Source organism: Neobacillus sp. Fa239 (genome assembly GCF_055395235.1).
Genome location: NZ_AP041611.1, coordinates 302,507 through 328,183, shown reverse-complemented (window position 1 = coordinate 328,183; position 25,677 = coordinate 302,507). Strand labels below are relative to the sequence as shown.

26 protein-coding genes are annotated in these 25,677 nt (G+C 40.1%); 12 read left to right on the top strand and 14 right to left on the bottom strand.

Features of this window, described 5'->3' with window-relative positions; translation table 11 throughout:
* Positions 1-100: 100 nt before the first annotated feature.
* On the bottom strand, positions 101-490 hold the full coding sequence (locus tag ACZ5XR_RS01620) for a VOC family protein (RefSeq protein ID WP_464499976.1): 390 nt from the start codon (positions 488-490) through the stop codon (positions 101-103).
* A 122-nt stretch (positions 491-612) separates the two neighbouring features.
* On the opposite strand from ACZ5XR_RS01620, the gene ACZ5XR_RS01615 reads away from it, so the two are divergent.
* Positions 613-3,381, top strand: a complete 2,769-nt coding sequence (locus ACZ5XR_RS01615) for a SpoIID/LytB domain-containing protein (RefSeq protein WP_464499975.1) — start codon at positions 613-615, stop codon at positions 3,379-3,381.
* 348 nt (positions 3,382-3,729) lie between these two features.
* On the opposite strand, the gene ACZ5XR_RS01610 is transcribed toward ACZ5XR_RS01615, so the two are convergent.
* Entirely contained in the window at positions 3,730-4,194 is a 465-nt protein-coding gene (locus tag ACZ5XR_RS01610; RefSeq protein WP_464499974.1) for a hypothetical protein, read from the bottom strand.
* A 252-nt stretch (positions 4,195-4,446) separates the two neighbouring features.
* On the opposite strand from ACZ5XR_RS01610, the gene ACZ5XR_RS01605 reads away from it, so the two are divergent.
* A complete protein-coding gene (locus ACZ5XR_RS01605) occupies positions 4,447-4,875 on the top strand; it encodes a hypothetical protein (protein ID WP_464499973.1) in 429 nt (142 codons plus the stop codon).
* A gap of 77 nt (positions 4,876-4,952) precedes the next feature.
* The gene (locus ACZ5XR_RS01600; RefSeq protein ID WP_464499972.1) at positions 4,953-5,327 is read left to right on the top strand and encodes a VOC family protein; all 375 of its coding nucleotides are present in this window, start codon (positions 4,953-4,955) and stop codon (positions 5,325-5,327) included.
* A gap of 53 nt (positions 5,328-5,380) precedes the next feature.
* Here the strand turns inward: ACZ5XR_RS01600 and ACZ5XR_RS01595 are convergent, their stop codons facing one another.
* Positions 5,381-6,484, bottom strand: coding sequence for a TDT family transporter (locus ACZ5XR_RS01595; RefSeq protein ID WP_464499971.1), 1,104 nt, complete (start codon positions 6,482-6,484; stop codon positions 5,381-5,383).
* A 325-nt stretch (positions 6,485-6,809) separates the two neighbouring features.
* Between ACZ5XR_RS01595 and ACZ5XR_RS01590 the strand changes: the two genes are divergently transcribed.
* Together ACZ5XR_RS01590 and ACZ5XR_RS01585 are read left to right on the top strand one after the other, a co-directional pair.
* Positions 6,810-7,331 carry a DinB family protein gene (locus ACZ5XR_RS01590; protein WP_464499970.1) on the top strand — a complete coding sequence of 174 codons (522 nt, stop codon included), beginning with the start codon at positions 6,810-6,812 and terminating at the stop codon, positions 7,329-7,331.
* A 282-nt stretch (positions 7,332-7,613) separates the two neighbouring features.
* A complete protein-coding gene (locus ACZ5XR_RS01585) occupies positions 7,614-8,045 on the top strand; it encodes a VOC family protein (protein ID WP_464499969.1) in 432 nt (143 codons plus the stop codon).
* A 112-nt stretch (positions 8,046-8,157) separates the two neighbouring features.
* Here ACZ5XR_RS01585 and ACZ5XR_RS01580 read toward each other — a convergent pair whose 3' ends face one another.
* Positions 8,158-9,036: a LysR family transcriptional regulator gene (locus ACZ5XR_RS01580; protein ID WP_464499968.1), complete on the bottom strand. Its 879-nt coding sequence runs from the start codon at positions 9,034-9,036 to the stop codon at positions 8,158-8,160.
* Between the two features lie 107 nt (positions 9,037-9,143).
* Between ACZ5XR_RS01580 and ACZ5XR_RS01575 the strand changes: the two genes are divergently transcribed.
* Positions 9,144-10,232 (top strand): citrate synthase/methylcitrate synthase, encoded by a 1,089-nt coding sequence (locus ACZ5XR_RS01575; RefSeq protein ID WP_464499967.1) that lies wholly within the window; start codon positions 9,144-9,146, stop codon positions 10,230-10,232.
* A 126-nt stretch (positions 10,233-10,358) separates the two neighbouring features.
* Here ACZ5XR_RS01575 and ACZ5XR_RS01570 read toward each other — a convergent pair whose 3' ends face one another.
* The 7 genes from ACZ5XR_RS01570 to ACZ5XR_RS01540 form a co-directional block, all read right to left on the bottom strand.
* A complete protein-coding gene (locus tag ACZ5XR_RS01570; RefSeq protein WP_464499966.1) occupies positions 10,359-10,976 on the bottom strand; it encodes an exonuclease domain-containing protein in 618 nt (205 codons plus the stop codon).
* A 65-nt stretch (positions 10,977-11,041) separates the two neighbouring features.
* Positions 11,042-11,500 carry a MarR family winged helix-turn-helix transcriptional regulator gene (locus ACZ5XR_RS01565; RefSeq protein ID WP_464499965.1) on the bottom strand — a complete coding sequence of 153 codons (459 nt, stop codon included), beginning with the start codon at positions 11,498-11,500 and terminating at the stop codon, positions 11,042-11,044.
* A gap of 115 nt (positions 11,501-11,615) precedes the next feature.
* Positions 11,616-12,182: a TetR/AcrR family transcriptional regulator gene (locus ACZ5XR_RS01560; protein ID WP_464499964.1), complete on the bottom strand. Its 567-nt coding sequence runs from the start codon at positions 12,180-12,182 to the stop codon at positions 11,616-11,618.
* Position 12,183: 1 nt separating this feature from the next.
* Positions 12,184-12,891 carry an MBL fold metallo-hydrolase gene (locus tag ACZ5XR_RS01555; protein WP_464499963.1) on the bottom strand — a complete coding sequence of 236 codons (708 nt, stop codon included), beginning with the start codon at positions 12,889-12,891 and terminating at the stop codon, positions 12,184-12,186.
* 210 nt (positions 12,892-13,101) lie between these two features.
* Positions 13,102-13,332 carry a hypothetical protein gene (locus tag ACZ5XR_RS01550; protein WP_464499962.1) on the bottom strand — a complete coding sequence of 77 codons (231 nt, stop codon included), beginning with the start codon at positions 13,330-13,332 and terminating at the stop codon, positions 13,102-13,104.
* A 188-nt stretch (positions 13,333-13,520) separates the two neighbouring features.
* Positions 13,521-14,843, bottom strand: a complete 1,323-nt coding sequence (locus tag ACZ5XR_RS01545; RefSeq protein WP_464499961.1) for a DUF4179 domain-containing protein — start codon at positions 14,841-14,843, stop codon at positions 13,521-13,523.
* Positions 14,836-15,360, bottom strand: a complete 525-nt coding sequence (locus tag ACZ5XR_RS01540; RefSeq protein WP_464499960.1) for a sigma-70 family RNA polymerase sigma factor — start codon at positions 15,358-15,360, stop codon at positions 14,836-14,838. The genes ACZ5XR_RS01545 and ACZ5XR_RS01540 overlap by 8 nt, the downstream gene beginning before the upstream one ends.
* A gap of 146 nt (positions 15,361-15,506) precedes the next feature.
* Here ACZ5XR_RS01540 and ACZ5XR_RS01535 point away from each other — a divergent pair, with 146 nt between their 5' ends.
* From ACZ5XR_RS01535 to ACZ5XR_RS01520, 4 genes are all read left to right on the top strand, one after another.
* Positions 15,507-15,791, top strand: coding sequence for a YciI family protein (locus tag ACZ5XR_RS01535; protein WP_464499959.1), 285 nt, complete (start codon positions 15,507-15,509; stop codon positions 15,789-15,791).
* Positions 15,792-16,198: 407 nt separating this feature from the next.
* On the top strand, positions 16,199-16,762 hold the full coding sequence (locus ACZ5XR_RS01530; protein WP_464499958.1) for a biotin transporter BioY: 564 nt from the start codon (positions 16,199-16,201) through the stop codon (positions 16,760-16,762).
* Between the two features lie 169 nt (positions 16,763-16,931).
* Positions 16,932-18,434, top strand: coding sequence for an AMP-binding protein (locus ACZ5XR_RS01525; protein WP_464499957.1), 1,503 nt, complete (start codon positions 16,932-16,934; stop codon positions 18,432-18,434).
* A complete protein-coding gene (locus ACZ5XR_RS01520) occupies positions 18,388-19,488 on the top strand; it encodes an acetyl-CoA C-acyltransferase (protein ID WP_464499956.1) in 1,101 nt (366 codons plus the stop codon). The genes ACZ5XR_RS01525 and ACZ5XR_RS01520 overlap by 47 nt, the downstream gene beginning before the upstream one ends.
* A 72-nt stretch (positions 19,489-19,560) precedes the next feature.
* On the opposite strand, the gene ACZ5XR_RS01515 is transcribed toward ACZ5XR_RS01520, so the two are convergent.
* Positions 19,561-20,238, bottom strand: a complete 678-nt coding sequence (locus ACZ5XR_RS01515) for an AlkZ-related protein (RefSeq protein WP_464499955.1) — start codon at positions 20,236-20,238, stop codon at positions 19,561-19,563.
* 260 nt (positions 20,239-20,498) lie between these two features.
* Between ACZ5XR_RS01515 and ACZ5XR_RS01510 the strand changes: the two genes are divergently transcribed.
* On the top strand, positions 20,499-20,966 hold the full coding sequence (locus tag ACZ5XR_RS01510) for an SRPBCC family protein (RefSeq protein ID WP_464499954.1): 468 nt from the start codon (positions 20,499-20,501) through the stop codon (positions 20,964-20,966).
* 647 nt (positions 20,967-21,613) lie between these two features.
* Positions 21,614-22,390: an alpha/beta hydrolase gene (locus tag ACZ5XR_RS01505; protein WP_464499953.1), complete on the top strand. Its 777-nt coding sequence runs from the start codon at positions 21,614-21,616 to the stop codon at positions 22,388-22,390.
* 333 nt (positions 22,391-22,723) lie between these two features.
* On the opposite strand, the gene ACZ5XR_RS01500 is transcribed toward ACZ5XR_RS01505, so the two are convergent.
* Both ACZ5XR_RS01500 and ACZ5XR_RS01495 read right to left on the bottom strand, forming a co-directional pair.
* Entirely contained in the window at positions 22,724-24,904 is a 2,181-nt protein-coding gene (locus tag ACZ5XR_RS01500; RefSeq protein WP_464499952.1) for a sensor histidine kinase, read from the bottom strand.
* Positions 24,882-25,574 carry a response regulator transcription factor gene (locus ACZ5XR_RS01495; RefSeq protein WP_464499951.1) on the bottom strand — a complete coding sequence of 231 codons (693 nt, stop codon included), beginning with the start codon at positions 25,572-25,574 and terminating at the stop codon, positions 24,882-24,884. Before ACZ5XR_RS01495 ends, ACZ5XR_RS01500 begins: the two co-directional genes overlap by 23 nt.
* Positions 25,575-25,677: the final 103 nt, after the last annotated feature.

Genomic DNA, 25,677 nt, shown 5'->3' with positions numbered 1-25,677 from the left:
CAGTCCCCCATTACATTAACGCATTACCGTCTTGGGGGACTGTCCCCCGGCACTTTAACGCGTTACTCTTCTGGGGGACTGTCCCCAATAATGTCCCCCACTACTGGACCCCCGCCACTAATTCGACTTTGATCCGGTCGGGGTCTTCTGTAAAGAGGGCATAGTGATGCGGGCCACCGGCAAATGGATGCTTGTCTGGGTAGAGAACTGTCATGCCTTTTTCCTTTAATTTTTGTGTCATTTCATCCACTTGTTCTTTTGATTTCGCCTGAAAAGCTAAATGATTTAGTCCTGCTCTTGAGCGGTGGTATGGTATGTCCATATAACGGTCTTCCGTTTGTACAAATACTAGATAGGTATCTTCAAATTTCCAGCTTATCCCTTTATCCCATTTTTGATATTGTGAATAACCCAATTCCTTTAAAAACCATCCCCAGAAGTCGATCGTTTTTTGCAAATTAGAGACATTAATTTCAATATGATGCAGCACTTCATATCTCCTTTTTCTAAATATATCCACATTAGGGAAAAAACTAGCATTGTTACAAATATAATAAATTCATATATTTATATTACAAATATATAACAATTTCAGTCATCCGGGGGAAGAGAATGAAGAAGTTTTTTCCATCCATACTAGTACTGCTAGTATTTTTATCATCCATTTCAATAACGATCGTCAAAGCTGCCGATAACCCTTCAATGTCCATCAAGCTAAAAAACTACATTGGCAACAATAATCAACTGACCATTACGGTTAAAGGTGAATACGACATTTCGGGATCTTCTATTTCATTAATAGAGGGAAAAACATATTCGGTAAAAGTAGATACGAATGGTCTTTCGTTATACGAAAATAATATATTAGTTTCTCATTTTACAAGCATTACTGCTATCCCTAAAGTATATGGCACAAGTAATTATATAACGATCAATACTCGTCCATACTTAGGTACCATGAAATTTGTTGTTGAAAACAGCAGCTATGTTCGCCCCGTTAATATACTCCCAATGGAAGATTATTTAAAAGGCGTTGTTCCTTTTGAAATGATGGGTTCCTGGAATAAAGAAGCCTTAAAGGCTCAGGCTGTAGCAGCAAGAACCTATGCCACTCGTTACACTTCAAAAGAAATAGATGATACCATTTCCTATCAGGCTTACGGTGGATACGAATGGTATCCGAACAGTACTGCAGCAGTAGAGGAAACAAAAGCACAAACCCTTACCTATAATGGGACCATGATTGATGCTGTATATTCTGCCAGTAACGGCGGAATGACGGAATCGAATGCGAATGTGTGGGGCGGTACACCGCTTGCAATTTTCCCAATAAAAACCGACCCCTATGATACCAAGATTCCTTGGAGCTTCACTTTAAAAAAGGGGCAAATCAACACCACTTCACTCGATTTAGCGAACCCGCAAAATTGGTGGACTACAGCAAAAGAAGCCGATACAACCCTTGTATCGAATATAAAAAATTGGCTGTCCCAAAATGGTTATGCCAATTACGAGATTAAGATAATCAGCATACCCGCTCTTTCATTTTCAGACAACAAAACCTCCGGTGGGAGGGTTCAATTCGGAACGATTAATCTTCAATTCTTTTTAAAGGATAAAACAACAGGTTTGTATGTCCTGGATAGCAATAACAAAATTAAAACCAATACCTTAGCGTTAACAAACACCCCCGCATCAAAGATCAGAGCCATGATTGGACTCAATGTGATTAAAAGTTATTTAGTTACTAGTTATAAAGATGATGGAACCTCCTATACTGTTTCTGGTTTAGGTAACGGTCACGGCGTCGGGATGAGTCAATGGGGAGCTAAAGTGATGGCTGACCAGGGGTTTAATTATCGTGATATATTAAACTTTTATTATCCTGGTGCGACATTGGCCAACACAAATCCTGTACCTGATGTTAGTCCTAATGTCGGTACTGTTGTTGGTTCGAACATGGGCACTGGTACGGGTACCGCTAGTGGTGGAATTGCTCCTAGTACTGGTTCGGGTACGAATCCGATTGTCCCGGCTCCAATATCAGGTCCGGCTGCCAATCAGAATACCGGTGCCTCTGCACCAGCAGTGGGCTCGAATACAAATCCTAATGCAATTCTACCTGCCGATCCCACGGTAGCCCCAGCAGACGGATCAAATGGAACTGCTACTCCTTTGATTGGGTCTGATTCAAATCCGGTTACTGATCCGGTTACTGGTTCAGATCCGAATTCTGGCACGGTTACTCCGGGTTTTGGTTCGGATTCGAATGCTGGCACTACCGCTCCGGTTTCCGGTTCGGATACAAATTCTGGCTCGACTGCTCTGATTCCAGGTTCGGATGCAAATTCTAGCACGGATGCTCCGATTCCAGGTTCAGATGCGAATGCTGGCACGGATGCTCCGATTCCAGGTTCGGATGCAAATTCTGGCACAGCTGCTACAATTCCAGGCTTGGATGCGAATGCTGGCACGGATGCTCCGATTCCAGGCACCGTTGCCGCCTTTCCTGGTTCGAGCTCTGGAATTGCACCTCCTGTTACCGGATCGAATGCATCCAATCTATCAGCACCGGTAATTGGAACTGAACCAAAGGTAAAGCTGCCAAGTATTGCCCTTGTTAGTTCCGGTTATGTTGCAAAGGATAAACAAATTACACTTGATTACTCAATTTTTGAAGATGGAACCGCATCTGTTTATGTTAAAGATTCAAAAGGAATTAAAACCTATTTAGCAAAAAACAGCAGCCAAAAGGCTGGAAAGCAGCATTTTAAACTAGATGTCACAAAACTTCCTAATGGAATTTATTCTTTTGGTATTATCATTACGAATCACGCTAATTTAACCTCATCTGTGTTAAAGAGCGTAGCATTAAACAAGACGGTGCTTGCGCCAAAAGTAAATTCGGTATCAAATCGAGATCTATCTGTTACAGGGACAGCTGAAGCAAAGGCAACAGTCACCGTCAAAGCGGGAACAAAGGTGCTTAGAAGCGGTGTTGCCGACAGTGCCGGAAAATTTAAGATCACCATTGCAAAACAAACTGCAGGAACAAAGCTTTCCATCACAGCTAAAGATACGGCTGGTAATGTGAGCAAGGTTACGACAATAACCGTTCTCGATAAAATTGCTCCTGCCATGCCAAAGGTCAATACAGTTACTTATCTTGATACAGTTGTAACGGGAACGACGGAATCTAAAGCGACTGTCACCATCAAAATTGGTTCCAAGGTAATTGGTACGGCGAAGGCAGACTCGAAGGGCAAGTTTTCTGTGAGGATTCCAAAGCAAAGAGTGGGTACCACATTGTCAGCATGGTCTAAAGATGGGGCAGGCAATGTAAGTAAAGCCTTTGTTTTGAAAGTGAAAACAAGAAGATAGTAGTGGGTGTCTCTTTGAGACACCCTCTTTTTATAATGTGGAAGTTATGGATAATAGCAATTTGTAGATATATTTTAAAAATGTGTTGATAAATCCTAAAAAAGTGTTGATATCCTAATACATTGTGTTGATATTTTTTAAAAGTATGTTGATATCGAAAAAAGATGTGTTGATATCATTAAAGTTAATCCTTGGATTTGAAAAGTTTGCGGAATCATTCCTGAATCTCGCGGAATTATCTCTAAAACCTGCGAAATTATTCCCCAAGCTAGCGGAATTACTCTCAAAACCCACCGAATTATTCCCAAACCTTGCAGAATTACCTACCAACCTAAAAGGAAGCAATCTTTATTTTCCTTTTCGTTGAAATTTAAGAAATAATCCTTGAAATCCATACATCAGGACAGCTTTCATCAAAAAAATCAGCAGCAGTTGAAAATGCTTAATCCGGACGAGAGAAGCAATGCCCATCGTTTTTAATATATGGATACCTGGATAGACGAAAATTGCGTCCACAATTAAATTTACTAATAAATAGCGAAGGAATTTTCCGAATGTGAACTTTAGAATCCAGAGAGAACCAATAAAAAACGGACCCACTATTAAGGGAAATTCCCCCATCGTATTTGGGATCAGTTTCTCGTAAAACCGCCACCATGCTCTTTTCTTTGCAATGATACTTTCCACAACCACCCATACACTAATGAACAAAGCCCCTGGTAAAAAGCGGCGGAATGTACGTTTTTCTATAAAGGGGACTGATAACCATGGTAAGATCATCATTACAAGCAGAAACATTTTATTATTTTTCATCTATTGTCCATTCCTTTTTTTGTCTTAGGATGCACAATTTGGAAAAAAATATTAAAAAATTTTTCTTAGGCTTGAAAGCTTGGTGTCAGACCTGACATAGGCATAAAGACTAAAGGAAAATAGAAGGATGTACTTTCCTCTTTCATTTCTTAAAATTTAAAGAAGGAGGTACTCCTTGTAGGCTTCCATTTAGTATCATACAGCTCCTCATATTACTAAAATTTAAGTCCTTGGAAGGGTAGTGATGGAAAGATGCTATACATATGGGATATCGAGAATATTATTGAACATACCTTACTTGAGCACAATTTAGATATACATTATGAATTTAACAATAAATTAAACGCACCTATGAGTTATAATGTTTCGACGAATACTATCAGGTTTAACTACCTACAAATTGAGGGATATAAAGCGAAAATAAACTTTAAAGTGAAAGAGACAGATGAAAACTTTGTGAAGATAATTCTATATCATGTGCTCGGCTATTATTTGGATTTTAAGAAAAATAAACATGACACAAGAATCATCATGTATGGGGAAGTTGAAGAAAAAGAACAGCTTTTATCTCTAATAGAAACGAATTCCTGGAATTATGGAAGAACATTGGTTCCTCAACACTTATTAATATCTTATGATAAAGTTCGTGAATTAGATAAAACGCTTCTAAAAAGCAAATAACACTCCCTGTTTAATTTTTTGAAAAATGAGAGAATTTACAGTAAAATTTAATAGAATAAAAAATGAGAGGAGAAGACATGATGAGCTTAATTCAAAAAGTCGGACAGATCGGTGTGCCTGTCAAGGAATTGGATAGAGCTGTTCATTTTTATAAAGAATTGCTCGAACTGCCACTTCTATTTAATACAGATACAATGGCATTTTTTGAATGCAGCGGGCTGCGTCTTCTACTAAGCCTGCCAGAAAAGGAAGAATTCACTCACAGTAGTTCAGTCATTTATTTTCAAGTGAAGGATCTAAAAGAAAGCTATGAAAACTTGCTTGAAAAAGGGGTTCGCTTTCTCAACGAACCACATCTTGTCGCGAAAATGGGACAAATTGAAACCTGGATGGCGTTTTTTCAAGATTCAGAGGATAATACACATGCATTAATGAGCGAGGTACACCTATAGATTAATAGAAAAAGAGCTTCCGCTGAACATAGGCGGAAGCTCTTTTAGAGTTCTCAAAATGGTGCGTTTATTTTATCACTCACATGGCTTGGTAGTGGCTTCGAATGTTTTCTATAGGCTTTGACCAGGAAATCTGCACATAAAAGGACTTCGAAAATTAGGAGTATAGGGACCGCCCATATCCCAACCGAAATAATCATTTTTTTAATAGATATTAAAAAAGAATAGCCAGGCACTGTCAAAAATGTAAAGGTAAAAAACATTCCAAACGTAAAGATTCGGCTCCACTGACTTACGTCATAAGTTAAGACTCCCTTTTTTATCCCGTAACGCTTGATTCGTTTACACAATCGATACACCTCAATCGCTTCAACCACTACAAAAATGATCGCAGCAAATATCCAAATGACGATAATTTCAGGCTCACTGGCAGAATGTGATTTTATACAGGCCAGACCTGTAATGGACAACGAACCGTGCAGAATGCAGTTTGTATTGTTCCAATCGGTTTCAATGTACCAGGAATCGGCATGAAAAAGGTAGCGTTTAACAATGAAAAATCCACTAATCAGATAAAAACATAGCCCTAAAGTGATGAAAAAATGATCAATGGTCACCGGTACCCCTTTAAAAACAGCACTTATGACCAGAACGATTGATTGTGTGCTAACAGTAGATAAAAGGAGAACTCCATGAACATTTTTCGTCAGATGTTTATGATTTATATCGAAAAACGACCGGATACAAATAACAATGTATATGAGCCATAGGCAAAAATTGAAACAGGCAAGGATTCTACTCACAAATGTCCATTCAATAAACTGTTTGGCAATTAAGATGGCGCAAATGGAAGTCCCTGCCACCCATGTGCCCATCGCAAAGCGATTAATCGGATTGGAGTAATGAATTTCTCGAAACCTTTTTTTGAAAAAGGTCATTAAAAAGGAAAAGGTAAAGGATCCCCATAACGCTAAATTAATGACGCTTAAAATTTTTTCAAACGAATGCATTCCAAAAAAGTTGAACAGGACACCCTGGATAATGATTCCTAAAGACATTACAGCGGCCATTGTAGAAGTAGCTACATCAATTTTTTTTATGAGCATAAAGGCTACAAGGCTCGCAGATAAAAGGAAGAAAATCGAAAAATATAACACTATTATCACCTTGCAAATATTAATTTGTTCACTTAATTGTAACATTTGCAGGTTGCTTTTTTATGATTAAATTTAATTCTTTAGAAGAAATCGTTTCCGTTTATGTAATTTTTGAATGGAAATCCCCCTAATTTATACCATTAAAAGGAATACCGTGGTAGGATTAATTTGGTGGTGTTTGTTGGAGTGCTTGTTTAGCCCATGCATCATTACCATATATTGTTTCACTTGTATGGAATTGCTTTTGAAAAAACAATGAAGGTGGCTGGTTTCCTAACGAGCTTAAATGGAACTGCTGCCTAAAATTCGAAGGGAGAAATTGGATATGGTGCAACGACCAAATGAAAGTGAGTTTCCTGCTTATTATCAGCCGTACGTAAAGTCAGTACCTGAAGGTGACCTGCTGCAAGTTCTTAAGGAACATCTTGAGGAAACTATTAAGCTTTTCGAAGGGATCTCCGAGGATGACAGCCATTTTCGATATGCCGAGAATAAATGGAGTATTAAAGAAGTGTTGGGGCATATGGCCGATACCGAAAGAGTCATGAGTTACCGGTTGCTTCGAATTGGCCGCGGTGATGAAACGCCAATGGCCGGCTTTAATGAAAACCTTTTTGTAAAAGGCGCCCATACGAATCGACTTCCAATAAAAAATATCCTCAAAGACTTCATAGCAGCACGAAATGCCACCATAACCTTGATACAAAATATGCCGGAAGATGCCTGGACCAATAAAGGAAGCGCAAATAACGCAGAAGTGACCGCACGCGCCGTCGCATACATCATCGCCGGCCACGCCATCCACCATAGCAACATCATCACAGAAAGATATCTGACTGCAATTTAACAAAAGTGACAAAAAAAAGTGACAGGCACCGTTCGTGGACAAAACACCCATCTTTGTCCACTTGGGGTGGACACTAATTCAGAAGCTGTTTCTTTCACTTTTAAATTGTGCTTTTTTTCTAAAAAAATTAATTGCGAACATTTGTTCTTTGTTTTATAATTAGAATATGGGTAATAATAGAAGGTGGACCTATCGGATTGGTATGTGCCAATCTCCCGCTGGCTTTGTTGGTTACCCTAATATACCGGAAAAAATACTATTAATTTAGGAGCTGATTTTTTCATGACAGTACGTTTGATCCCCTATTTTGTAATGGACGGAAATGCAAAAGAAGCAATCCAATTTTATGAAAGAGCATTGGAAGCACAAGTCCTATTTACCCAATCTTTCGGAGAAATGCCGGAAAACCCTGATTTTCCTTTACCAGCAGAAGCAAAAGATCGTGTTTCCCATGCGACCATTAAAATTGGCGAATCAGAAATTATGTTTTCAGACACATTCCCTGGCCAGCCGCACCAAAGTGGATCACAAGTAACGATCTGTATTACAACGGACAATGCAGAAAAGTCAAAGCAATTTTTTAATGCACTTTCTGATGGCGGGCAAGTGCAAATGCCGTTGCAAGAAACGTTCTTTAGCCCTGCATATGGTACTGTAGTAGATAAGTTCGGTGTAACCTTCCAAATTTTCACTGAAGGCAAACCACACAAATAATCCCATAAACACATAATTTATCGCAGCTTGCTCCATTACATATGAGGATTCAAAAAAACGGCTTCCTACAGGGGCCGTTTTTCTTATGTACTATCAATGTATCGAAAAAAATCTACAATCGATAGTTTCCGATAAACCTTAAAAATTCCCTTTGTTTTGAATGATCATATTTCATGATCGCGTAATTATTAGATTCAGGCAAATGGATGGATTGGCAAATAACCTCTAACATCCTTCCTTCTAATAATTCTCTTCTGACTGTCGATATAGGCAAAAATGAAACTCCTAACCCCTCTACAATAAACCGTTTGGTGATATGAATTTGGGAAACCTTCATCATTCGAACACTTGGAAATTTACTTTTTACCACACTACAAAGATAATCCCAGTATCCAGGGTGATTGTCGGTTAAAAGATAGTTGGTTGTTAACACTTCTTCTTCGTCAAGCGGGAGTGCAGATTCAGAATCCCTTCCATCATGCGGCGCAACCAAAATCACTCGATCATTTGATAAAAGCTCACAAATCAAATTGGGATGAGTGGTATTTAAACAGGATAAGCCGATATCTACTTCTTCCTTTAAAACGGCTTGCTCAATATCAATGGAGTCAATAATTTTAACGGATATCTCTACTTCAGGATGATGATTCGTGTAGCTTTTAAGCACATACGGAAGGATGGTGTCCGCGATTAAAGGAGAAATACCGATGGTAAGTTTGGCCGTATAGCCTTGACTAAAGGAATGTAAATCTTCGAGACCATTTTGATAAACCTCTGTCAATCTCTTTGCATGACCCAAATATCGTTTTCCTTCTTCAGTTAGTTTTATTTTTTTTCCAACTCTATCAAACAAATAGATTCCCAGCTCTTTTTCCAGCTGTTTAATATGAACCGAAACGGATGGCTGTGAAATGTATAAAAGTTCAGCTGCCCTTCGAAAATTTCCGCATTTAGCCGCTGTAATAAAGGTGGTTAACCACTGAAATTCCATATTTGGCTCCTTATTAAAAATAGTAATCAATTACTTTAAAAATATTCAATATTCTTAATTATATTTATTTTATAAAATAACAGTAAATATGGAAAGGGGCGATTTTTATGATCCAAAAAGGTTTAAAGGGAGTCGTCGCGGCAGAAACGTTGATTAGTCTTATAGATGGTGAAAATGGCCAGCTGATTTATAGAGGATATGATATCGGAGAAATTACGAAAAAATGCTCGTTTGAGAAAGCGGCATTTCTCCTTTGGTTTGGGCACTATCCAAATGAGGAACAATTGACAGAGTTAAAAGACCAATTGAAACAGAATCGGACGTTAAGCGAAAACCTTCAGAAAATAATGGACCAACTGCCGCCAAGCATGGACATCATGAGTGTAATCAGAACTGCCATTTCTGCAGAGGGCGGAAATTCCAATTATGACTGGAAGCCAACAATTTCACAGTCAATCCGATTAACAGCACTTATTCCATGCATTATAGCCTATCGAAAAAGGAAATTAGAAGGAAAGGATTTCGTGCCGCCTAGGAACGATTTGGATCATGTTGCGAATTACCTGTATATGCTTAATGGAAAAATGCCGATCGCAGCTCATATCGAAGCACTTGAAACATATATGGTCCTGACACTTGAACACGGCATGAACGCTTCTACCTTTTCAGCGAGAGTAACCGCATCAACCGAATCCGATTTAGTTTCTGCGATCACATCGGCGATTGGGACGATGAAAGGCCCTCTTCACGGCGGTGCACCCTCCGGAGTGATTGAGCTTCTTGATGCTATTGCACAAGCAGGCGACGCAGAAAAAGTGCTGCGGGAAAAGCTTATGAGAGGAGAAAAATTAATGGGGTTTGGACATCGAGTCTATAAAACCCATGACCCTCGAGCTGTTTCCCTTAAAATAAAATTACGGGAGCTTGTCGGTGAGGATAATTGGCTAGACCTGGCCATGAGCGTGGAGGAAACGGCCGTCAAATTATTAGCGGAATACAAACCCGGCCGCTCTCTTTATACAAATGTTGAGTTTTATGCAGCCGCCATCATGAAGGCAATAAACATGGACGAAGAATTATTCTCCCCCACCTTTACAGCAAGCAGAATGGTAGGCTGGACCTCACATGTATTAGAGCAAGCCGAAAATAATACCATCTTCCGGCCGGAATCGAAATATATTGGGCCAATTCGGTGATGATTAAAAGGTGCCACTAAACGGTGCCTGTCACCGTTCGTGGACAAAAACGCCCTATTTGTCCGCGTGGGGCGGACATATTAAACATGCATTAAAAAGCCAGGGAGCGAGCCCCCGGCTTTTCTTTTAGCCCATTTTCGTCTTAGCAGACGCCGGCTGGTATTTTCTCATCGGGCTTTTTTCAATTACTTCTCGAAGATAAAGATTTCCTTTGGGACTTGTTTTCTTAAGCAGCTCCATCAAATATGTAATATCGTCAAGTGCCCTATGTGTTTGGTAATTGGTAATGTTGTGCATTTGCAAAAGGGTGAGGAGTTTTCCGTTTGGAAATCCATAATCTTTCCATGGGACATTTCGCATCGTACAATACCATTTCAAATCATTTACTTCCGGGTACATGTGATAAAGAAAACTGCGATCAAAGGAAGCATTATGGGCGAATACCGAATCAGCCCGGTGAAAATAGGTTTTAATTTTCACATCATAGAAGCTTTTCCCTTGTACCGACTCGTAGGGAATTCCATGAACTTGATATGCACGGTTATAATTGTTCTTTGCTGAATTGGATAGCGGCTCCCTTAAAAAGGAATCTTCCTCAAGGACCTCCAGTATCTCACCAGTATCGGTGCGATAGGAAAATAGTTTTAAAGCGAGTTCAATTACTTCATCCGTAGTAGGACTTAATCCAGTCGTTTCAACATCTAATAGTAACCCTAATTTTTCCGTTTTTCGCAAAATGATCACCTATTTATCTAAAGATACTCTCATTATAGCAGGATTCGGATCGCAAGCCTTTGGTTTTTTATTCCTTACAGCTCTACCTTTTGCAAGTTGGATAATAATTGTTGCTGTAAAGAAAGCAGCTGGTCCACATCTGTTTCGTTCATTGCCTCTAAAGCCAAAACCATTGCACGATAAGAATAGGCATTTTCCATAGATTTTTGAGATATTTCTTTCCCTTCTGGAGTTAACATTAGATTTATTTCTCTCCTGTCTTCACTAGAAGTATGCCGAATCACATTCCCTGATTGAACCAGCCCATCAACGGCTACACTAACAGAACTTTTAGGCAACCCAAGCTTTTGGGTAACCTCTTTTAAGGTTAAACCCGGTGTGGAATATAATAGATTCATAATGGACATTTGCTGCATGGTCAGCCCCAGGCTTTCTGCATTTTGCTGGGTAAACTTTGTCGTTGTCCTCGTAAGTGTCCAAAGGGATTGTAATACTTCAATGGCTTTTTTCACTTTCTCATCTTGATAATCCATTTTAAAAAATTCCCCCTTCTTTTCAAAACAGTTTAATTATGAACTGTTCACCACGGAACTAATATATCTATTTTCAAGTCCCCAGTCAAGAAAAAGAGAGGCCATAGCCTCTCTTTTACACCACTATTCCTTTCAAAAATGCTCTAATGGTAACGACCAAGCTCTCATCCAAATCCAATGACAGCTTGAATCCGCCTCTTTGCTCTAAAGAGGAAAAGCCGTGCAAGATACTCCGTAAACCTCTTACTGCGTGCAAGGCAAGGTCTCCCTCCAAATGATAAAATTGCAGAAGGCTGACAGACAGATCAACGATTTTTGCTCCAGCTTGCTGAACCTCCTGATCCCCTGGACCCGGTGCAAGTAATGCAGCCTCATAGATCCCCGGATGGATTCTCGCAAAATTTATATAGGCTTGACTAACCGCAATTAAAGCTTCCTCACCCGAAACTCCAATAGCAGCATGTGCCAATTTTTCATAAAGCAAATGCAGTCCGTAAATCGCTAATTCCTTCTTTAATCCGGGCAAGCCATCAAAATGGTTATAAAGAGATGGCGGGCGAATTTTTAGTTCTTTTGCCAGATTCGCCAACGTGACCTCCTGCATCCCGTATTGATCAGCCATTTTTCCCGCCACTTCAAGAATCGTAGTTAATTCAAGTCCAACTTTAGGTCTGGGTGACATTTTAAAAAACTTTCCTCTCTAAATTAAGAATAGCTTGTTCCATTTCCTTTACAGGATTTTCTATCATATTTCCGTGGCCGACTGCAAGGAGCATCGGTTCGAAACCAATCAACTTCTTCGCACTCTCCAATGCCGTTTTCTTACTCCATGTTCCAAAGGCTGGAAAGGGGAACAAGGGCTTCACATCCCCCGCGACTGCCATTCCTCCTCTTGTTTGCAACGCATCGCCTGCGATCAAGGCGTTTGTTCGCTTATCAAAAAATGACATCGATCCTGGGGTATGCCCTGGTGACTCGATCGCCGTCAATGAGCCGACCAGATCCCCCTCCTTCAATAAAATGGTTGCCCGAGTTTTTAGCTTTTTCGGAACTCCGCCTTTTATCGGCGTTTGATCTTCATGTGAATCGAGGGAACGGTCACCGTTCATTAACCGGTGGTCCCGCTTGGAAATATAGACCGGAACATCCGGAAACTCTGCTTTTATGGAATCAAGCGCTCCTACATGGTCCTCATGTGCATGCGTCAAAACGATTTTGGTAATCGGCTTTTTAATTCTGTCCACCGCATTAAGGATTCCCTTTGCATTAAAGGCCATTGCCGCATCGACTAACGTTAATTCCTCCCCTTCTTCCACCAAATAGCAATTCACCGGAAAAACATTTGCCATGAACGTCACTTGATACAAAAAGCCATTTTTGATCAATCTCATATCGTTCATCTCCCCTTTAACTAATATCATTAGTTTTATTTTAACTAATTATATTAGTTTTATCAATCTTTTTTTGAAAAAAATCCCTTTTAATTAATATGTTAATAAACCCAATAAATCGTTATAAAATTTATAAAGCCGGCTAAAGTATTTAGGATAGATAAAGACAACAAAAGCGCCTTCCATTTCGCAAAATGGAGGCGCTTAATTTTAAAAGCTATTATCTTCATTGCTTTTTTCGATACCGACTTTATTTTGGTACCAATTTGTAATCTGGGTCAAAATCGCAAAAACGAAAAAGAAATTCATGGCCCAAACATTGATAAATGGCGTTAATTCACCAAATTCAATCGTTTGATAGCCCTTCAATTTCATCACAATCATGGATTCGATAAACAAGAGAATAAACCCCACTACCCCTGCCACAGCTGCTCGAATCAATTCTTTCCCCTCCAAAAGTAAATTTGCACTTAATTAACGATAACAATAATCTATTTTTCAACAAATTTGTGAACATCCTTACTTCTATTATATTGCAGCCGTTTCACAAACAACAGCATTTAGAAAAAAAAGTGCCTGTCACTCAGCGGTTTAACGTGTTACCGCAATGGAGTGACAGGCACCTTTTCTTATTTTATTTTTACTTTCACGTCTCCTTTGATCCAGGTTGGAAATGAGGAAATTTCTAGAGAAATGGGACCTTTTTGTTGTTTTAAGTGGGGAATGGTTACGCCCAATACCTGTTCCTCATTATCCTCACCACCTGATAATGACATTGATAGTGAATCAATTTCTTTACCATTCCCAACTTTGATACGCAGAAAAGGGAAGGAATGATAGTTTCCATTCGTCCGCAGCTTAAAAATAAGATCATTTCCCTCAACCTTAAAGCTACTCAAATAATTTCCTTTCGGCTGCTTCAGGATTTGTAGTTTTTCAGGGTCCACCACCACATAGGCATCCTCTTTATCAATAGCCTGCACTTTATTTAGAACTAAATATAATTCTTTTGGCTCACGGAAATAATTACTTTGTAAGTAGATGATTTTTTCATCGTCTGAAATATTGTTTGCCGTGATTCCATTCGTAATTTTATTCCAAGTTTCTCCATTCTCATCAATAAGCCGTAAATCTTCAAAGTCGAGAAGCTTTTTTGTGTTAGCTGGATTCATTTTTACATGGATTGCCACCCTTAATGGATAAACAGTTGCATCCAGGACCGTTATTTTTTGCCCCTTTATTGTTACCGTCTTGTTTATTGTATAGGTTTTCTTTGCCTGGACTTCTTTTTTAAGACTAAACGGAAGGGTGTAGCTTTCATTTACGCCCTCTCCTTTTACTTGTAAGTTGAATTTAAAATCCTTTGTCTTTAATGGGCTCTCGAAAAAATATTCATAGGTACCACTATAGTTCGTTTGCCCCTTCTCCGAAGAATGTAGGGCATCATAATCACTAGAACCCGGAGGCAGCTTCTCACCATCGCGGTTCTTTAATTCAGCCTTTTCAATTGTGAGTTCCTCTTGATTCTTAGAAGAATGCAGGCTGTAAAACAAAACTAGCCCATTTTCATCTTCAATCGCTCCATCAATGGTAACCTTCAAGCCGTGTTTCTCTTGTGACACACCAATTTTCTGATAGTAATCATTTTCAATCGCAAGCAGCTTTCCTTTGTCATTTCGGATAAGGTCCACGATTTTTTCCATTCCCGGAATTACCGTTATATAATCAGCAAAAGCAGGAGAAAGACGGATCGATGTAAAAAATCCAATCAGGATGATTGCGGCAGCAAGCCCGCTAAACAGCCATTTTTTTCGACGCGGCTTCCGAACTTCCTCCTGCTTCGCTCTATGAAACCCTGCGAATATGGCTTCATCCACTAACTGTAATGGAATTTCAACGTTATCGTACACATTTTTATAGTCAGTCAGTTTTTCTTCTTCCTTTTTAAACATGGAGATCCCCGCCCTTCTCTTCAAGCTTTTCCCGAAGTGCCTTCAACGCTTTGTTAAGCCACGTTTTTACCGTACCCTCGGGACATTTCATCGTGTTTGCAATGTCCTTAATTTTCATATCATTAAAGTATTTTAAAGTTAAAATCTCACGTGAGCGGTCGTCCAGCCCGAGCATGGCATCCCTTAGCTCCATTTCGTTATGGTTTTCTAAGGTGCCTTGGTTGTTCAGCATTTCATCCCCCAAAACCACCCGCTTCTTCTTTTTCAACTGGTCATTACAATAATTAATCATGATGCGCATCAGCCATGTTTTAAAATAAGCTGCTTCCCGGATAGAACGAATATGTCTATAGGCCCTGTACGTGACCTCCTGAATCGCCTCAAGCACTTCCTCTTCATTACGTAAAAAAGCAAGAGCCGTTTTATAAAGGTCTATTTTATATAAATGAATTAGTTTCAAAAAAGCTTGATCATCGCCACGTGCTGCGTTTTGAACTAATTGATCATTCTCACTCAAGATAACAACCCCCTGCATCCCTCTGTACTAAATATTAGACTAATAAGTCGCAAAAAGGTTTTTATATGGTAAAAAGATTTTTCAGTTTGTTTTGGTTTTTGTTATAGTAGGGACGTGGTCTAGATTAGGCAAAAGGAGTGTTAGCCATGCTGCAATTTATCGGACTGGCGAGACCGAAGAGAGAAAACTTCGTGCAGAATTTGACTGATGAAGAAAAAGCAATCTTTGCCCAGCATTTTGCTTATGTGGAGAGATTGCATATAGAAGGGAAATTGGTGATTTCAGGGGCTTGCTTGGATGGGGCTTTTGGGATGATCATCTACAGGGCCGAAACAGAAGAGGAAGCACGGGCCATGTTTGAAAATGACCCACTAACAAAATCGGGAATAACAAATACCGAGTTTCATCCGTTTCGAGTGGGGCATATGTAAATCTTCGGAGGTGCTGCCCTCCGGAGATTTTTAATCTTCACAACTTCCACATAACTTCCCCCTCATTTCTACACAAGTTTTTCTTATTATAAGAGTAACTTAATTGAGTAAGTAAGGTTTTGGAACCTTTAAATCCAAAAACTTCCCATAATTTAGATTGGCCCCGTTGCCAATCTCTTTTTTTTTTGCCTTGAAAGGTCAAGCCTCGAAATTACAATGGATCTATTCCATTTCAATTACATCAGAATGGATTTTATCGGCGAATTTAAGCATTTTATCAGCGAATCGAAACCATTTATCGGCGAATCCGCTTTATGTTAACTAAATACCAAAATAAGTTGACACAAATCCCTCCCACTTATAAAATAAAAATAGAAAATTACGAATCTATTTTTAGGGGTTGGATTATGAAAATCTTAGATATTACATATGTTGCCTTGTTTGCTGCGTTTATGGGGGTTTTAGGCATCGTGCCGCCGATTATGCTTTCGTTTACTCCTGTATCAATTACCCTTCAGACATTAGGTGTTCTTCTCGCCGGGGGTGTGCTGGGTGCAAGACTCGGGGCATGGAGCATGACGATTTTCTTGCTGCTCGTTGCTGCAGGGGCACCGCTATTATCCGGTGGCCGCGGTGGATTTGGTGTATTTATCGGACCGAGTGCCGGCTATTTGATCGCCTGGCCGATTACGGCTTTTTGTGTCGGCTTCCTCGTCTCTCGATTTAGCAAATTGCGATTCTGGAGCATATTGCTGATTAACCTTACCGTCGGGATTTTCCTAGTCTATTTAATCGGCATCCCGGTGCAGGCTTTTATCATGCATCTTCCGCTGTTAAAAACGATTCAAATCAGTCTAGTTTATATTCCGGGTGATGTCTTAAAGGCAGTTATTGCTTCTTATCTCGTCTATAGACTCTTGAAATCACCTGCTATAAAGCGGAATCTTCATAAAAATGCAGAGACACTGTAAAAGTGTCTCTTTTTCATTGCATTTTGTTAAAATAAAAGAGCCTTTATAAAATATCTACAAATTTTCAGAGGTTATCTACAAAAATAAGATTTTATCTACAAACATTCTGAACTTATCTACAAAAATGAGGATTTATCTACAATCAATCTACACGGAAAGGAAAAAATTCATGGCCGGCATTACGGATACATACTCAAATATAGCAATAAAATACCCTGACAAAATCGCCATTCAAACACAAAATGAAAAAATAAGCTATCATATGTGGCTGGAATTAGTAACTAAAACCGCTAATTGGCTGGAGTCTCGTAACCTTTCAACGAAAACACTTGGGATTCTGCTGCCAAACGGCATTCCTTTTCTTCAACTCTTCACGGGAGCTGCGGCTGCTGGATGGATTGCCGTTCCCTTCGATGCGAGATGGACGGAAACTGAGTTACAGAAGCGGATCACCCTATCCGGGACTTCTCTTGTCATCACAATGAAAGACAAGCTACCTTTTTTAAAAAATCTCCCCGCAGCCGTGAAGGTTTGGGAGGATTGCGTGGAGGAAATCAGCCAAGCACCAGGCACTCGCAAAGCAAATCTTTCGTATGGTGCGCTGCCGTTTTATATGGGCTTTACCTCGGGTTCAACAGGTGAGCCAAAGGCGTTTGTCCGTTCGCAAAATTCTTGGGTCGCAAGCTTCGATTGCACTTGTGTTGACTTTCAGATTAATGAGAGCGATTCTGTTCTGATACCTGGGCCGCTGATTCATTCTCATTTTCTTTATGGGGCCATCAGCACCTTGTATCTTGGGGGTACGGTCTATCTGATGGAAAAATTCTCAGCGAAACAAGCACTAGCTTTCATCGAATCCGATCCTATCACAGTGATCTATGTGGTTCCAACGATAATTGCCGCCTTCCTAAAGGAAGACCACAACATTAAAAAACCGATGAAAATTCTCTCTTCAGGAGCAAAGTGGGAAGAAAATTCCAAACAAGAAATCCGAAAAGTCTTTATGAACTTAACGATGTATGAGTTTTACGGGGCAAGTGAATTAAGCTTTGTGACGGTTTTATCGGATGTTGATTCGACTCGTAAACCGGGTTCGGTTGGAAAGCCATGTCATAATGTCGAAATCCAGATTCGCCGGATGGACGGAGCATGCGCCAAACGAAATGAACCAGGGAAAATTTATGTTAAAAGTGAAATGATCTTTATCGGTTATCTTCATGATCAACAGAATCGTGTCCGGGACGAACAGGGCTGGATCACGGTTGATGATATGGGCTATCTCGATGAGGACGGCTACCTTTTTATTGCGGGCAGAGAAAAGAACATGATTTTATATGGAGGAATAAATATTTTCCCTGAAGAAATTGAAAAGGTATTAGAGATGCACCCGGATGTGGAGGAAGCGGCGGTTGTCGGTCTTCAAGATGCTTATTGGGGGCAGGTAGTGGCGGCAGCAGTGAAAGGAAGTGCCTCCCTAATGGAATTAAAGAAATTCTGCCGGGAGAATTTAGCCTCTTTTAAAATTCCGCGCAAATGGGTTTTCGTCAACGAATTGCCTCATACGACAAGCGGAAAAATTTCTCGTCCGCTAGTAATAGACCTAATTGAAAGCAAGGTGAGCAGCCATGGGACGAGCAGTGATTGTCCATGCAAAACGAACGCCAATAGCTAAACAAAATGGAATGTTTAAAGCGCTTCAGCCACATGAATTGGCAGCTCCTGTTATCCGGCAGCTGGCAGACGGCATAAATGTGGATGATGTCCTGCTCGGAAATGTGACCGGCCCCGGAGGAAATGTGGCCCGTTTATCTTCCCTTGAAGCCGGGCTCCCGCTTTCCGTACCCGGGGTTACCCTTGACCGCCAATGCAGTGCCGGTCTTGAAGCAATTCGCCTTGCATGCTATTTAGTTCAAGCTGGCGCTGGCAACTGTTATATTGCCGGAGGGGTGGAGAGTGCGAGCACCTCCCCTTTTCCCAAAAGAGCCCGCTTCTCTCCCGATTCAATCGGTGATCCCGACATGGGAGTGGCGGCGGAAAATGTCGCCCAAAAATATGGAATTTCAAAAGAGACACAGGATCATTATGCACTGCTTAGCTATGAGCGAGGCAGAAAAGCTTTTCTAAAAGGCTTTTTTGCAGAAGAAATCGTTCCAATAAATGATTTTTCCCAGGATGAGGAACTGCTCAAAGAGCGCAATATGGCTAGGCTTTTGAACCGGGCAAAGCCGATTTTCGTCAAAGAAAATGGCACTGTCACTGCGGCCAACAGCTGCGGCATTCATGACGGGGCAGCGGCAGTTGTTGTTATGGACGAATCAGAGGCCATTCGACTTGGATTCAAGCCCGTTCTTCGCTTTATCGACAGCCACGTGACAGGGGTCCATCCTTTTTATCCGGGAATCGGCCCTGTTCCTGCCATTCAGGCCTTGTTAAACAGGAACGAGCTGACGATGGAGGATATCGATTTAATTGAAATCAACGAGGCCTTTGCATCGAAAATTGCCGCTTGTGCAGCGGAGCTTTCGATCCCCTATCAAAAATTAAATATCAGCGGCGGTGCGTTAACCATCGGCCACCCATATGGAGCGTCCGGTGCGGTCTTAGTGACAAGACTTTTCTATGAAGTGCAGCGGAACAGAGGGGCAAACTATGTTCTTTCCGCCATTGGAAGCGGCGGCGGGATTGGTGTAGCTGTCTTGTTTGAAGCAGTGAGGCAGGAAGAATAATTGCCACCAAAAAAAATCGTACATATTCAGGTACGATTTTTTTATGCAAAATATAGGATGGTGCCAAATAGCTTACAGCTTAAAAAGCTTATTAATTGCTTTTAATGATTCAGGATCACAAATGCTTTCAAAATGGTTTTTCAATTCTGATTTGGCTTCATCCATTTCCATATTTTCCAGAGCCAGATCATTATTTTTTGCCCAAAAATTCATTGTTTCAAAAGCCATACTGCTCCAGCCGTTTTTCTCACCTGTCAAATCTGTTTTTTCTTTCGTGCCGGAGACAACGATATCCATGGAGCTTTGCAGTTCTAGCAATGCTAGATCAAATTGTTTTTTCTTTTCCTTTTCCTTCATGCCGGCTTTAACCCGTAATACTCTGGTGTCGATGCCTTCTTCCTCATTGATCACTGTAAACAATTCCAGGGCCTCCCTTGAAACCAGGCCGTCATCGTAACGCTGTTTCAGTGAAAGATTAGAACCAAGAACAGCCCTTACGAAAGGCAGAAGCTCTTTAGAGATTAAGACTGATTTTTTCTTAACAAATTTTCCGTATGCGGCAACGCCATCTCCCGGAAACTTGGCCCGCCACATCCACGGATCAAATTCCGATCCGGTGTACCATTGGTCCTTAGAGGTGTTACTGTCCAAAGAGGGATACCCAGGGATTAATCCTGCCAAAGGCAAAAATCCAATTTCTTTAATAACCTCGATTGCTTCTTGATAGGTTTGAATCTGATAATCTTTCAAGCCAACCTTCTCCTTTTTTACTATCTTACCTATTTATTTACTATAGTCATGGGTAATTCCTTCTAAAGATAAACCCAGAATGGATTAATTTTTTAAAAAATAGACTGCTATTATCGCGATCCTTGAATAATTTTGAGGCTAATTTATGGCGATTTAGCCAATCCCCTAAGTTTAATCTTCTATAAAAAATATATTCTAAATTATGATTCATGCTGACATAATGAATAGTATAAACACATTTTTTGAAAGGAATTGATAACATGGTTATGCCAATTACCCAACCTGACCTTACTGCTAGACCGTTTTCTCTGAAAGTTGAACGAATAATGGAAGCTGCTCCTGAGGTTATCTACAACGCATGGACAAAAGAGATCGACCGCTGGTTTGCAGCACCGGGTACTGTCATCATGCAAGGTGAAGTAAACACGGTCTTCTTCTTTGAAACCGTTTTTAAATCAGAAACCGCCAGCGTTGCAGAGCGTCATCCCCATTATGGAAGGTTTTTAAAACTTGAGCCTAATAGACTTATTGAATTAACCTGGGTAACCGGGGCTGGAGGCACTGAAGGAGCTGAGACAGTGGTCACTATAATGCTTGAACCTCACGAAAGTGGATCAATGGTCCACTTAACCCATGCCGGTTTTCGAGATGAACTGTCCCGGGACGGGCATGAACAGGCATGGCCGTTTGTCCTTGAGCACCTCGATAAGCAGATGGTGGAAGGCTAAACCCCTTTACTTAATATAGTAATTATAGTACATATTTTTTCAAATATTGGTCAATGAAACAGTTCATCATTAACCGCGAAGGCTCTATTTTCTTCTTGGCGGGCAATGCAGAAGCCTTCCTTTTACCGTCTAAGCTCTTTTTTCACCTTGGCGGGCAATGCTGAAGGCTTCCTTTAACCGTTCAAGCTCTTTTTGCCTCCTGACGGGCAATGCAGAAGCCTTCCTTTTACCGGTCAAGCTCTTTTTTTCTCCTGACGGGCAATGCAGAAGCCTTCCTTTTACCGGTCAAGCTCTTTTTTTCTCCTGGCGGGCAATGCAGAAGCCTTCCTTTGACCGGTCAAGCTCTTTTTGCCTCCTGACGGGCAATGCAGAAGCCTTCCTTTGACCGGTCAAGCTCTTTTTGCCTCCTGACGGGCAATGCAGAAGCCTTCCTTTTACCGTCTATTCTCTTTTTTCTTCCGGACGGGCAATGCAACCCATTATCTATCGAATACTTTATATTTCAATCCATAATCCTTTGACCGTCTAGAGTATTTTCCATAAAGAAAATTTTTCTAGAAGGGGGATCCTGCAATAACTTTTCCAATTTTATAAAAATTATGTTAAATTTAAATAGGAATTAAAATTGGAAAGGCAGGTACACCATTGTGCTGGAAATATTCTCCCTCTACATGACTTCATTTGAGCAAGAAAAAACGATCCGCGTTTATCTGCCGACAACCTATAATAAAATAAACAAGCGATACCCCGTTTTATACATGCATGACGGGCAAAATGTGTTTCGTGATGAAGATTCGATCCGTGGGGATTCCTTAAGACTTGAGGACTATTTAGACCAAAACGAACTCGAGGTTATTGTGGTCGGAATTGATTTAAATATGACTGGAGATGAACGGGCTAACGAATACTGCCCATGGCCTAATGGTAAATTTGCCAAAGAGAAATTTGGGGTGACGAATTCCTTTCAAGGCAGAGGGGAAGATTATTTGGACTTCATTGTCCACGAACTAAAGCCTTTCATCGACCGCAAGTATCGAACAATCGACACCAGCACATCGATGGCTGGCATCTCATTGGGCGGTCTAATTACTACCTATGCGGCCTGCCATTACCCGCATATTTTTAAAAAAATTGCCATTTTGTCCTCAGGATTTTATCGCAACCAGGAAGAAATCGAAAAGTTATTACGAGATTCTGATCTATCATCACTAGAAGGAATTTACATGGACTGCGGCACCCGTGAAGCCGGTGATGACGAGGAAATCAGCAGACTTTTTTTAGGCACCAGCCAATCGGTTTATGAAATAGTAAGTAAACAGGTGCCAAATACTCAGTTTGAAATCCTGGACAATGCCGAACATAACTACCCGGTCTTTAGAAAAAGGGTTCCGGCCATTTTTAACTTTTTCGAGTTTAATAAATAAATAGACATAAGGAAAGAGCAGAATTCACCGTTCTCCACGTGAAATTCTGCTCTTTTTTGGGCTTATATTCGTTTAAAAAACAGGAGAATAATCGCCAGCAGTAACACCCCCATAATAATGAAGGGAGTTAGTCCTGAACTATAAACGATATATACAGTTATATGACGCAAAGCATTCACCACAAGAAAAATAACTAAAATACTACTCAAAAAAATGATAAGAGCCGAGTTTTGACTTCTCTTCACATCACCAGCCCCTTTCTCCAAGCAAAAGGATCTAGTCTCATGGCTTTTGCAGGTCACTTATATAACACTTTATTTACTGCAAATTTTATTATTCCTCTATCCGCAAAGAAATACTTACTTTAAACAAATCCCCATCTGTTTCAATATCAAGGCTGCCCCCATGAAGGTCGACGATTGATTTGGCAATCGCAAGTCCAAGGCCCGAGCCATCCGTATGACGGGAGGTATCTCCACGCTTGAATCGTTCAAAGAGCTCATCACTATTTTCGCTAAGTTCATATTTTGAGACATTTTTAAAGGTAATGATTGCCTCGTCGTTCATTTTCGAAACCGTTATATAAACACGTGAATTCTCAAGTGAATATTTTAAGATATTTCCAATCAAGTTATCAAAAACACGCCATAGCTTTTGGCCATCAACATAAGCATAAACCGGCTTCTCGGTGCTGGCAACCCGGAAATTCAGATTAGAGCCAATGATTATCTCATCATATTCTGCCAGCGCCTGTTGTAACAACTGGCCGAGATCAACTTTTTCCTTTGTTAATTCCATATTGCCGCTCGCCATCTTGGAAACTTCAAATAAATCATCAATCAAGACCTTTAAGCGTTTGGACTTCCGGTCAATGATTTCCAGATAGGCTGAGCGGTCCTCATTTGATACTTCATCTGTTTTTAATAACTGGGTATAGGTAATGATTGACGTGAGTGGTGTCCTTAGGTCATGGCTGACATTGGTAATTAGCTCTGTTTTCAAGCGTTCACTTTTGGCTTGTGCATTTTGTGAAGTCCTCACCCCTTGCTTTAATGCATTGATATTGACAGCAAGTGTTGCCAGAGCCGTTTTCCCCGATACCTGCAAGTCCTGCCCCATTTTTCCAGCAGCCAGCTCGTTTGTTTTTTCAACAATCTTGTTTAAATAGGACAATCTCTTAGTCATGATCACTAAAAGAGGAATCCCAACGGCCAAAATCAAAATCATATAAAATGGAAGAAATACTGGTTTTACGAGAATCAGTACGGAGGCTAAACCTAAAAAATAGGATGTGACCAAAACCATAATCATTTGCCTGCCCATCGTTTGATTCGAAAATATATCTTTTAGGTTCGATATAATTTTAGTAAGAAGCGCTTTTTTCCATTGATTTTTTATATCTTTTTTGATGGAATTGAAATATTTCCATTGCAAAAGCGTAGCAGCACAAAAAAGTGAACCAAATGCCAAACAAAGGATAATTTCTTTTACGAAAACAAGTGGATTGTCATTCAGATAAACGATTTGATCGCTTGTAGTAAACAAAAAGAGAAGGAAGCCAATGATGGATAAAATGAAAAAGACTATTCTCACGTCAATTGGCAGCCTATTATAATAAGGCCTCCAATCTTCCATTTCTGCCGGAATAACTTTGGATTTTTTCCACATATAGTATGTGAATAAAAGAGCTGATAAGCTAAATAAGACAAAAACCAAAAGGATAATTTGCTGATTTTGGTAGCCGTTGTATTCCATCATAATAGAATTTGCTGTCGATAAGGATTTTGGTACGGCAATTTGCCCCTCAAAGGTTCCAGTCGTTTTTGGGATGATTGAATTCATCAGGTCTTCATATCCAGGGACACTGTAATAAATAGAATTATCGGGATAGATCGTATACTTTGTTACATAGAGCATTTCATTTGGGTTTAGTTTAGCGGTATCGCCGTCTGCTAAATTTGTGTAGACCTTACCGGTTGTACTGTTTTTAAAATAGTAACGAAATGCCTGATTATACTTTTGATAATCTGAACGATAATTCTCTCTTTCCTTAAAAAAATCATCCACTTTCTGTTCTTTTTCTTGCTTGACTTCATTTCTTATATAATCATCATTGCTGAAGTTATTGGTAATATCCTTTATTTTTTTGTCTCTTTCAGCCTTGTATAGATTGGTTTCTTCCTTACTATCCGCTTGTTGAATTAAGTTATCATATTGCTCTTTTAGATTGGCAATTTGTAAATTGATATCATTTTGTTTTCGATAGATATTGATATCGTCGCTCGTCACGGTTATCGCTTTCTTTGCATCCGTTACTGTCAGACTGTTTAGCTCAAACATGCTTAAATCCCCGGCAAATTGATCAAGTTCGCTTTGAAACTCCGGCGTGTGGAAATAGTCACGATGAATATAACGGGTTCCAGAAGTAAATAGGGACAACACTCCGCTTAGTCCGAAAGTGAAAAGGATCACCCAAATTCCAAATCGACATCTATTTTTCCATTTTATATCCAATTCCCCACACCACCTTTAAATATCTTGGATTCTTCGGATCAATTTCTATTTTTTCGCGAATCTTTCGGATGTGGACTGCGACCGTATTTTCTGCGTTGTAACATGGTTCCTTCCAAACCCGTTCATAAATTTCATTAATAGAGAACACACGGCCTGCATGTTTCATTAGGAGTTCAACGATTTTATATTCAATAGGTGTAAGCTTCACCTGCTCCCCATTGACAGTGACTTCTTTTGCTTCAGGATCGATTATTAGCCCATTCAGATCAATGACTTTTTTTATCCCTTCATATGTACCCAAACTAACGTACCTTCTTAACTGTGATTTCACACGAGCAATAAGTTCCATTGGATTGAACGGTTTTGTCACATAGTCATCCGCACCGACCTGGAGTCCTAATATCTTATCCGTATCCTCGCTTTTCGCACTTAAAATAATAATAGGGATGTTTTTCTTTTCGCGAATTTTATAGGTGGCCGCAATCCCATCCAGTTTGGGCATCATAATATCGAGGATGATCAGATGAACCGGATGATCATTTAAAATCTCCAATGCTTCGATACCATCCTTTGCTTTTAACACCTTAACCCCTTCATTTTTCAAATAAATTTCAATGACATCACGAATCTCCTTTTCGTCATCGACAACAAGGACAAAATATGGTTCCATGCTTCCCCCTTCTTTCTATCAACCATTTTCTATATAGTAACCGGAAAATCTTAACATTGATTTACGATAATTCTTAAGAATTTCTTAATGTGCTACCATTATT

What these genes read in the sequence shown, in the direction of transcription:
- ACZ5XR_RS01575 (WP_464499967.1), top strand. Translation starts at nt 9,144, where the DNA reads ATGATCCAAAAAGGTTTAAAGGGAGTCGTCGCGGCAGAAACGTTGATT.
- ACZ5XR_RS01535 (WP_464499959.1), top strand. Translation starts at nt 15,507, where the DNA reads ATGCTGCAATTTATCGGACTGGCGAGACCGAAGAGAGAAAACTTCGTG.
- ACZ5XR_RS01520 (WP_464499956.1), top strand. Translation starts at nt 18,388, where the DNA reads ATGGGACGAGCAGTGATTGTCCATGCAAAACGAACGCCAATAGCTAAA.
- ACZ5XR_RS01600 (WP_464499972.1), top strand. Translation starts at nt 4,953, where the DNA reads ATGATGAGCTTAATTCAAAAAGTCGGACAGATCGGTGTGCCTGTCAAG.
- ACZ5XR_RS01555 (WP_464499963.1), bottom strand. Translation starts at nt 12,891, where the DNA reads ATGAGATTGATCAAAAATGGCTTTTTGTATCAAGTGACGTTCATGGCA.
- ACZ5XR_RS01530 (WP_464499958.1), top strand. Translation starts at nt 16,199, where the DNA reads ATGAAAATCTTAGATATTACATATGTTGCCTTGTTTGCTGCGTTTATG.
- ACZ5XR_RS01585 (WP_464499969.1), top strand. Translation starts at nt 7,614, where the DNA reads ATGACAGTACGTTTGATCCCCTATTTTGTAATGGACGGAAATGCAAAA.
- ACZ5XR_RS01495 (WP_464499951.1), bottom strand. Translation starts at nt 25,574, where the DNA reads ATGGAACCATATTTTGTCCTTGTTGTCGATGACGAAAAGGAGATTCGT.
- ACZ5XR_RS01605 (WP_464499973.1), top strand. Translation starts at nt 4,447, where the DNA reads ATGCTATACATATGGGATATCGAGAATATTATTGAACATACCTTACTT.
- ACZ5XR_RS01545 (WP_464499961.1), bottom strand. Translation starts at nt 14,843, where the DNA reads ATGTTTAAAAAGGAAGAAGAAAAACTGACTGACTATAAAAATGTGTAC.
- ACZ5XR_RS01615 (WP_464499975.1), top strand. Translation starts at nt 613, where the DNA reads ATGAAGAAGTTTTTTCCATCCATACTAGTACTGCTAGTATTTTTATCA.
- ACZ5XR_RS01560 (WP_464499964.1), bottom strand. Translation starts at nt 12,182, where the DNA reads ATGTCACCCAGACCTAAAGTTGGACTTGAATTAACTACGATTCTTGAA.
- ACZ5XR_RS01565 (WP_464499965.1), bottom strand. Translation starts at nt 11,500, where the DNA reads ATGGATTATCAAGATGAGAAAGTGAAAAAAGCCATTGAAGTATTACAA.
- ACZ5XR_RS01590 (WP_464499970.1), top strand. Translation starts at nt 6,810, where the DNA reads ATGGTGCAACGACCAAATGAAAGTGAGTTTCCTGCTTATTATCAGCCG.
- ACZ5XR_RS01610 (WP_464499974.1), bottom strand. Translation starts at nt 4,194, where the DNA reads ATGAAAAATAATAAAATGTTTCTGCTTGTAATGATGATCTTACCATGG.
- ACZ5XR_RS01580 (WP_464499968.1), bottom strand. Translation starts at nt 9,036, where the DNA reads ATGGAATTTCAGTGGTTAACCACCTTTATTACAGCGGCTAAATGCGGA.
- ACZ5XR_RS01510 (WP_464499954.1), top strand. Translation starts at nt 20,499, where the DNA reads ATGGTTATGCCAATTACCCAACCTGACCTTACTGCTAGACCGTTTTCT.
- ACZ5XR_RS01525 (WP_464499957.1), top strand. Translation starts at nt 16,932, where the DNA reads ATGGCCGGCATTACGGATACATACTCAAATATAGCAATAAAATACCCT.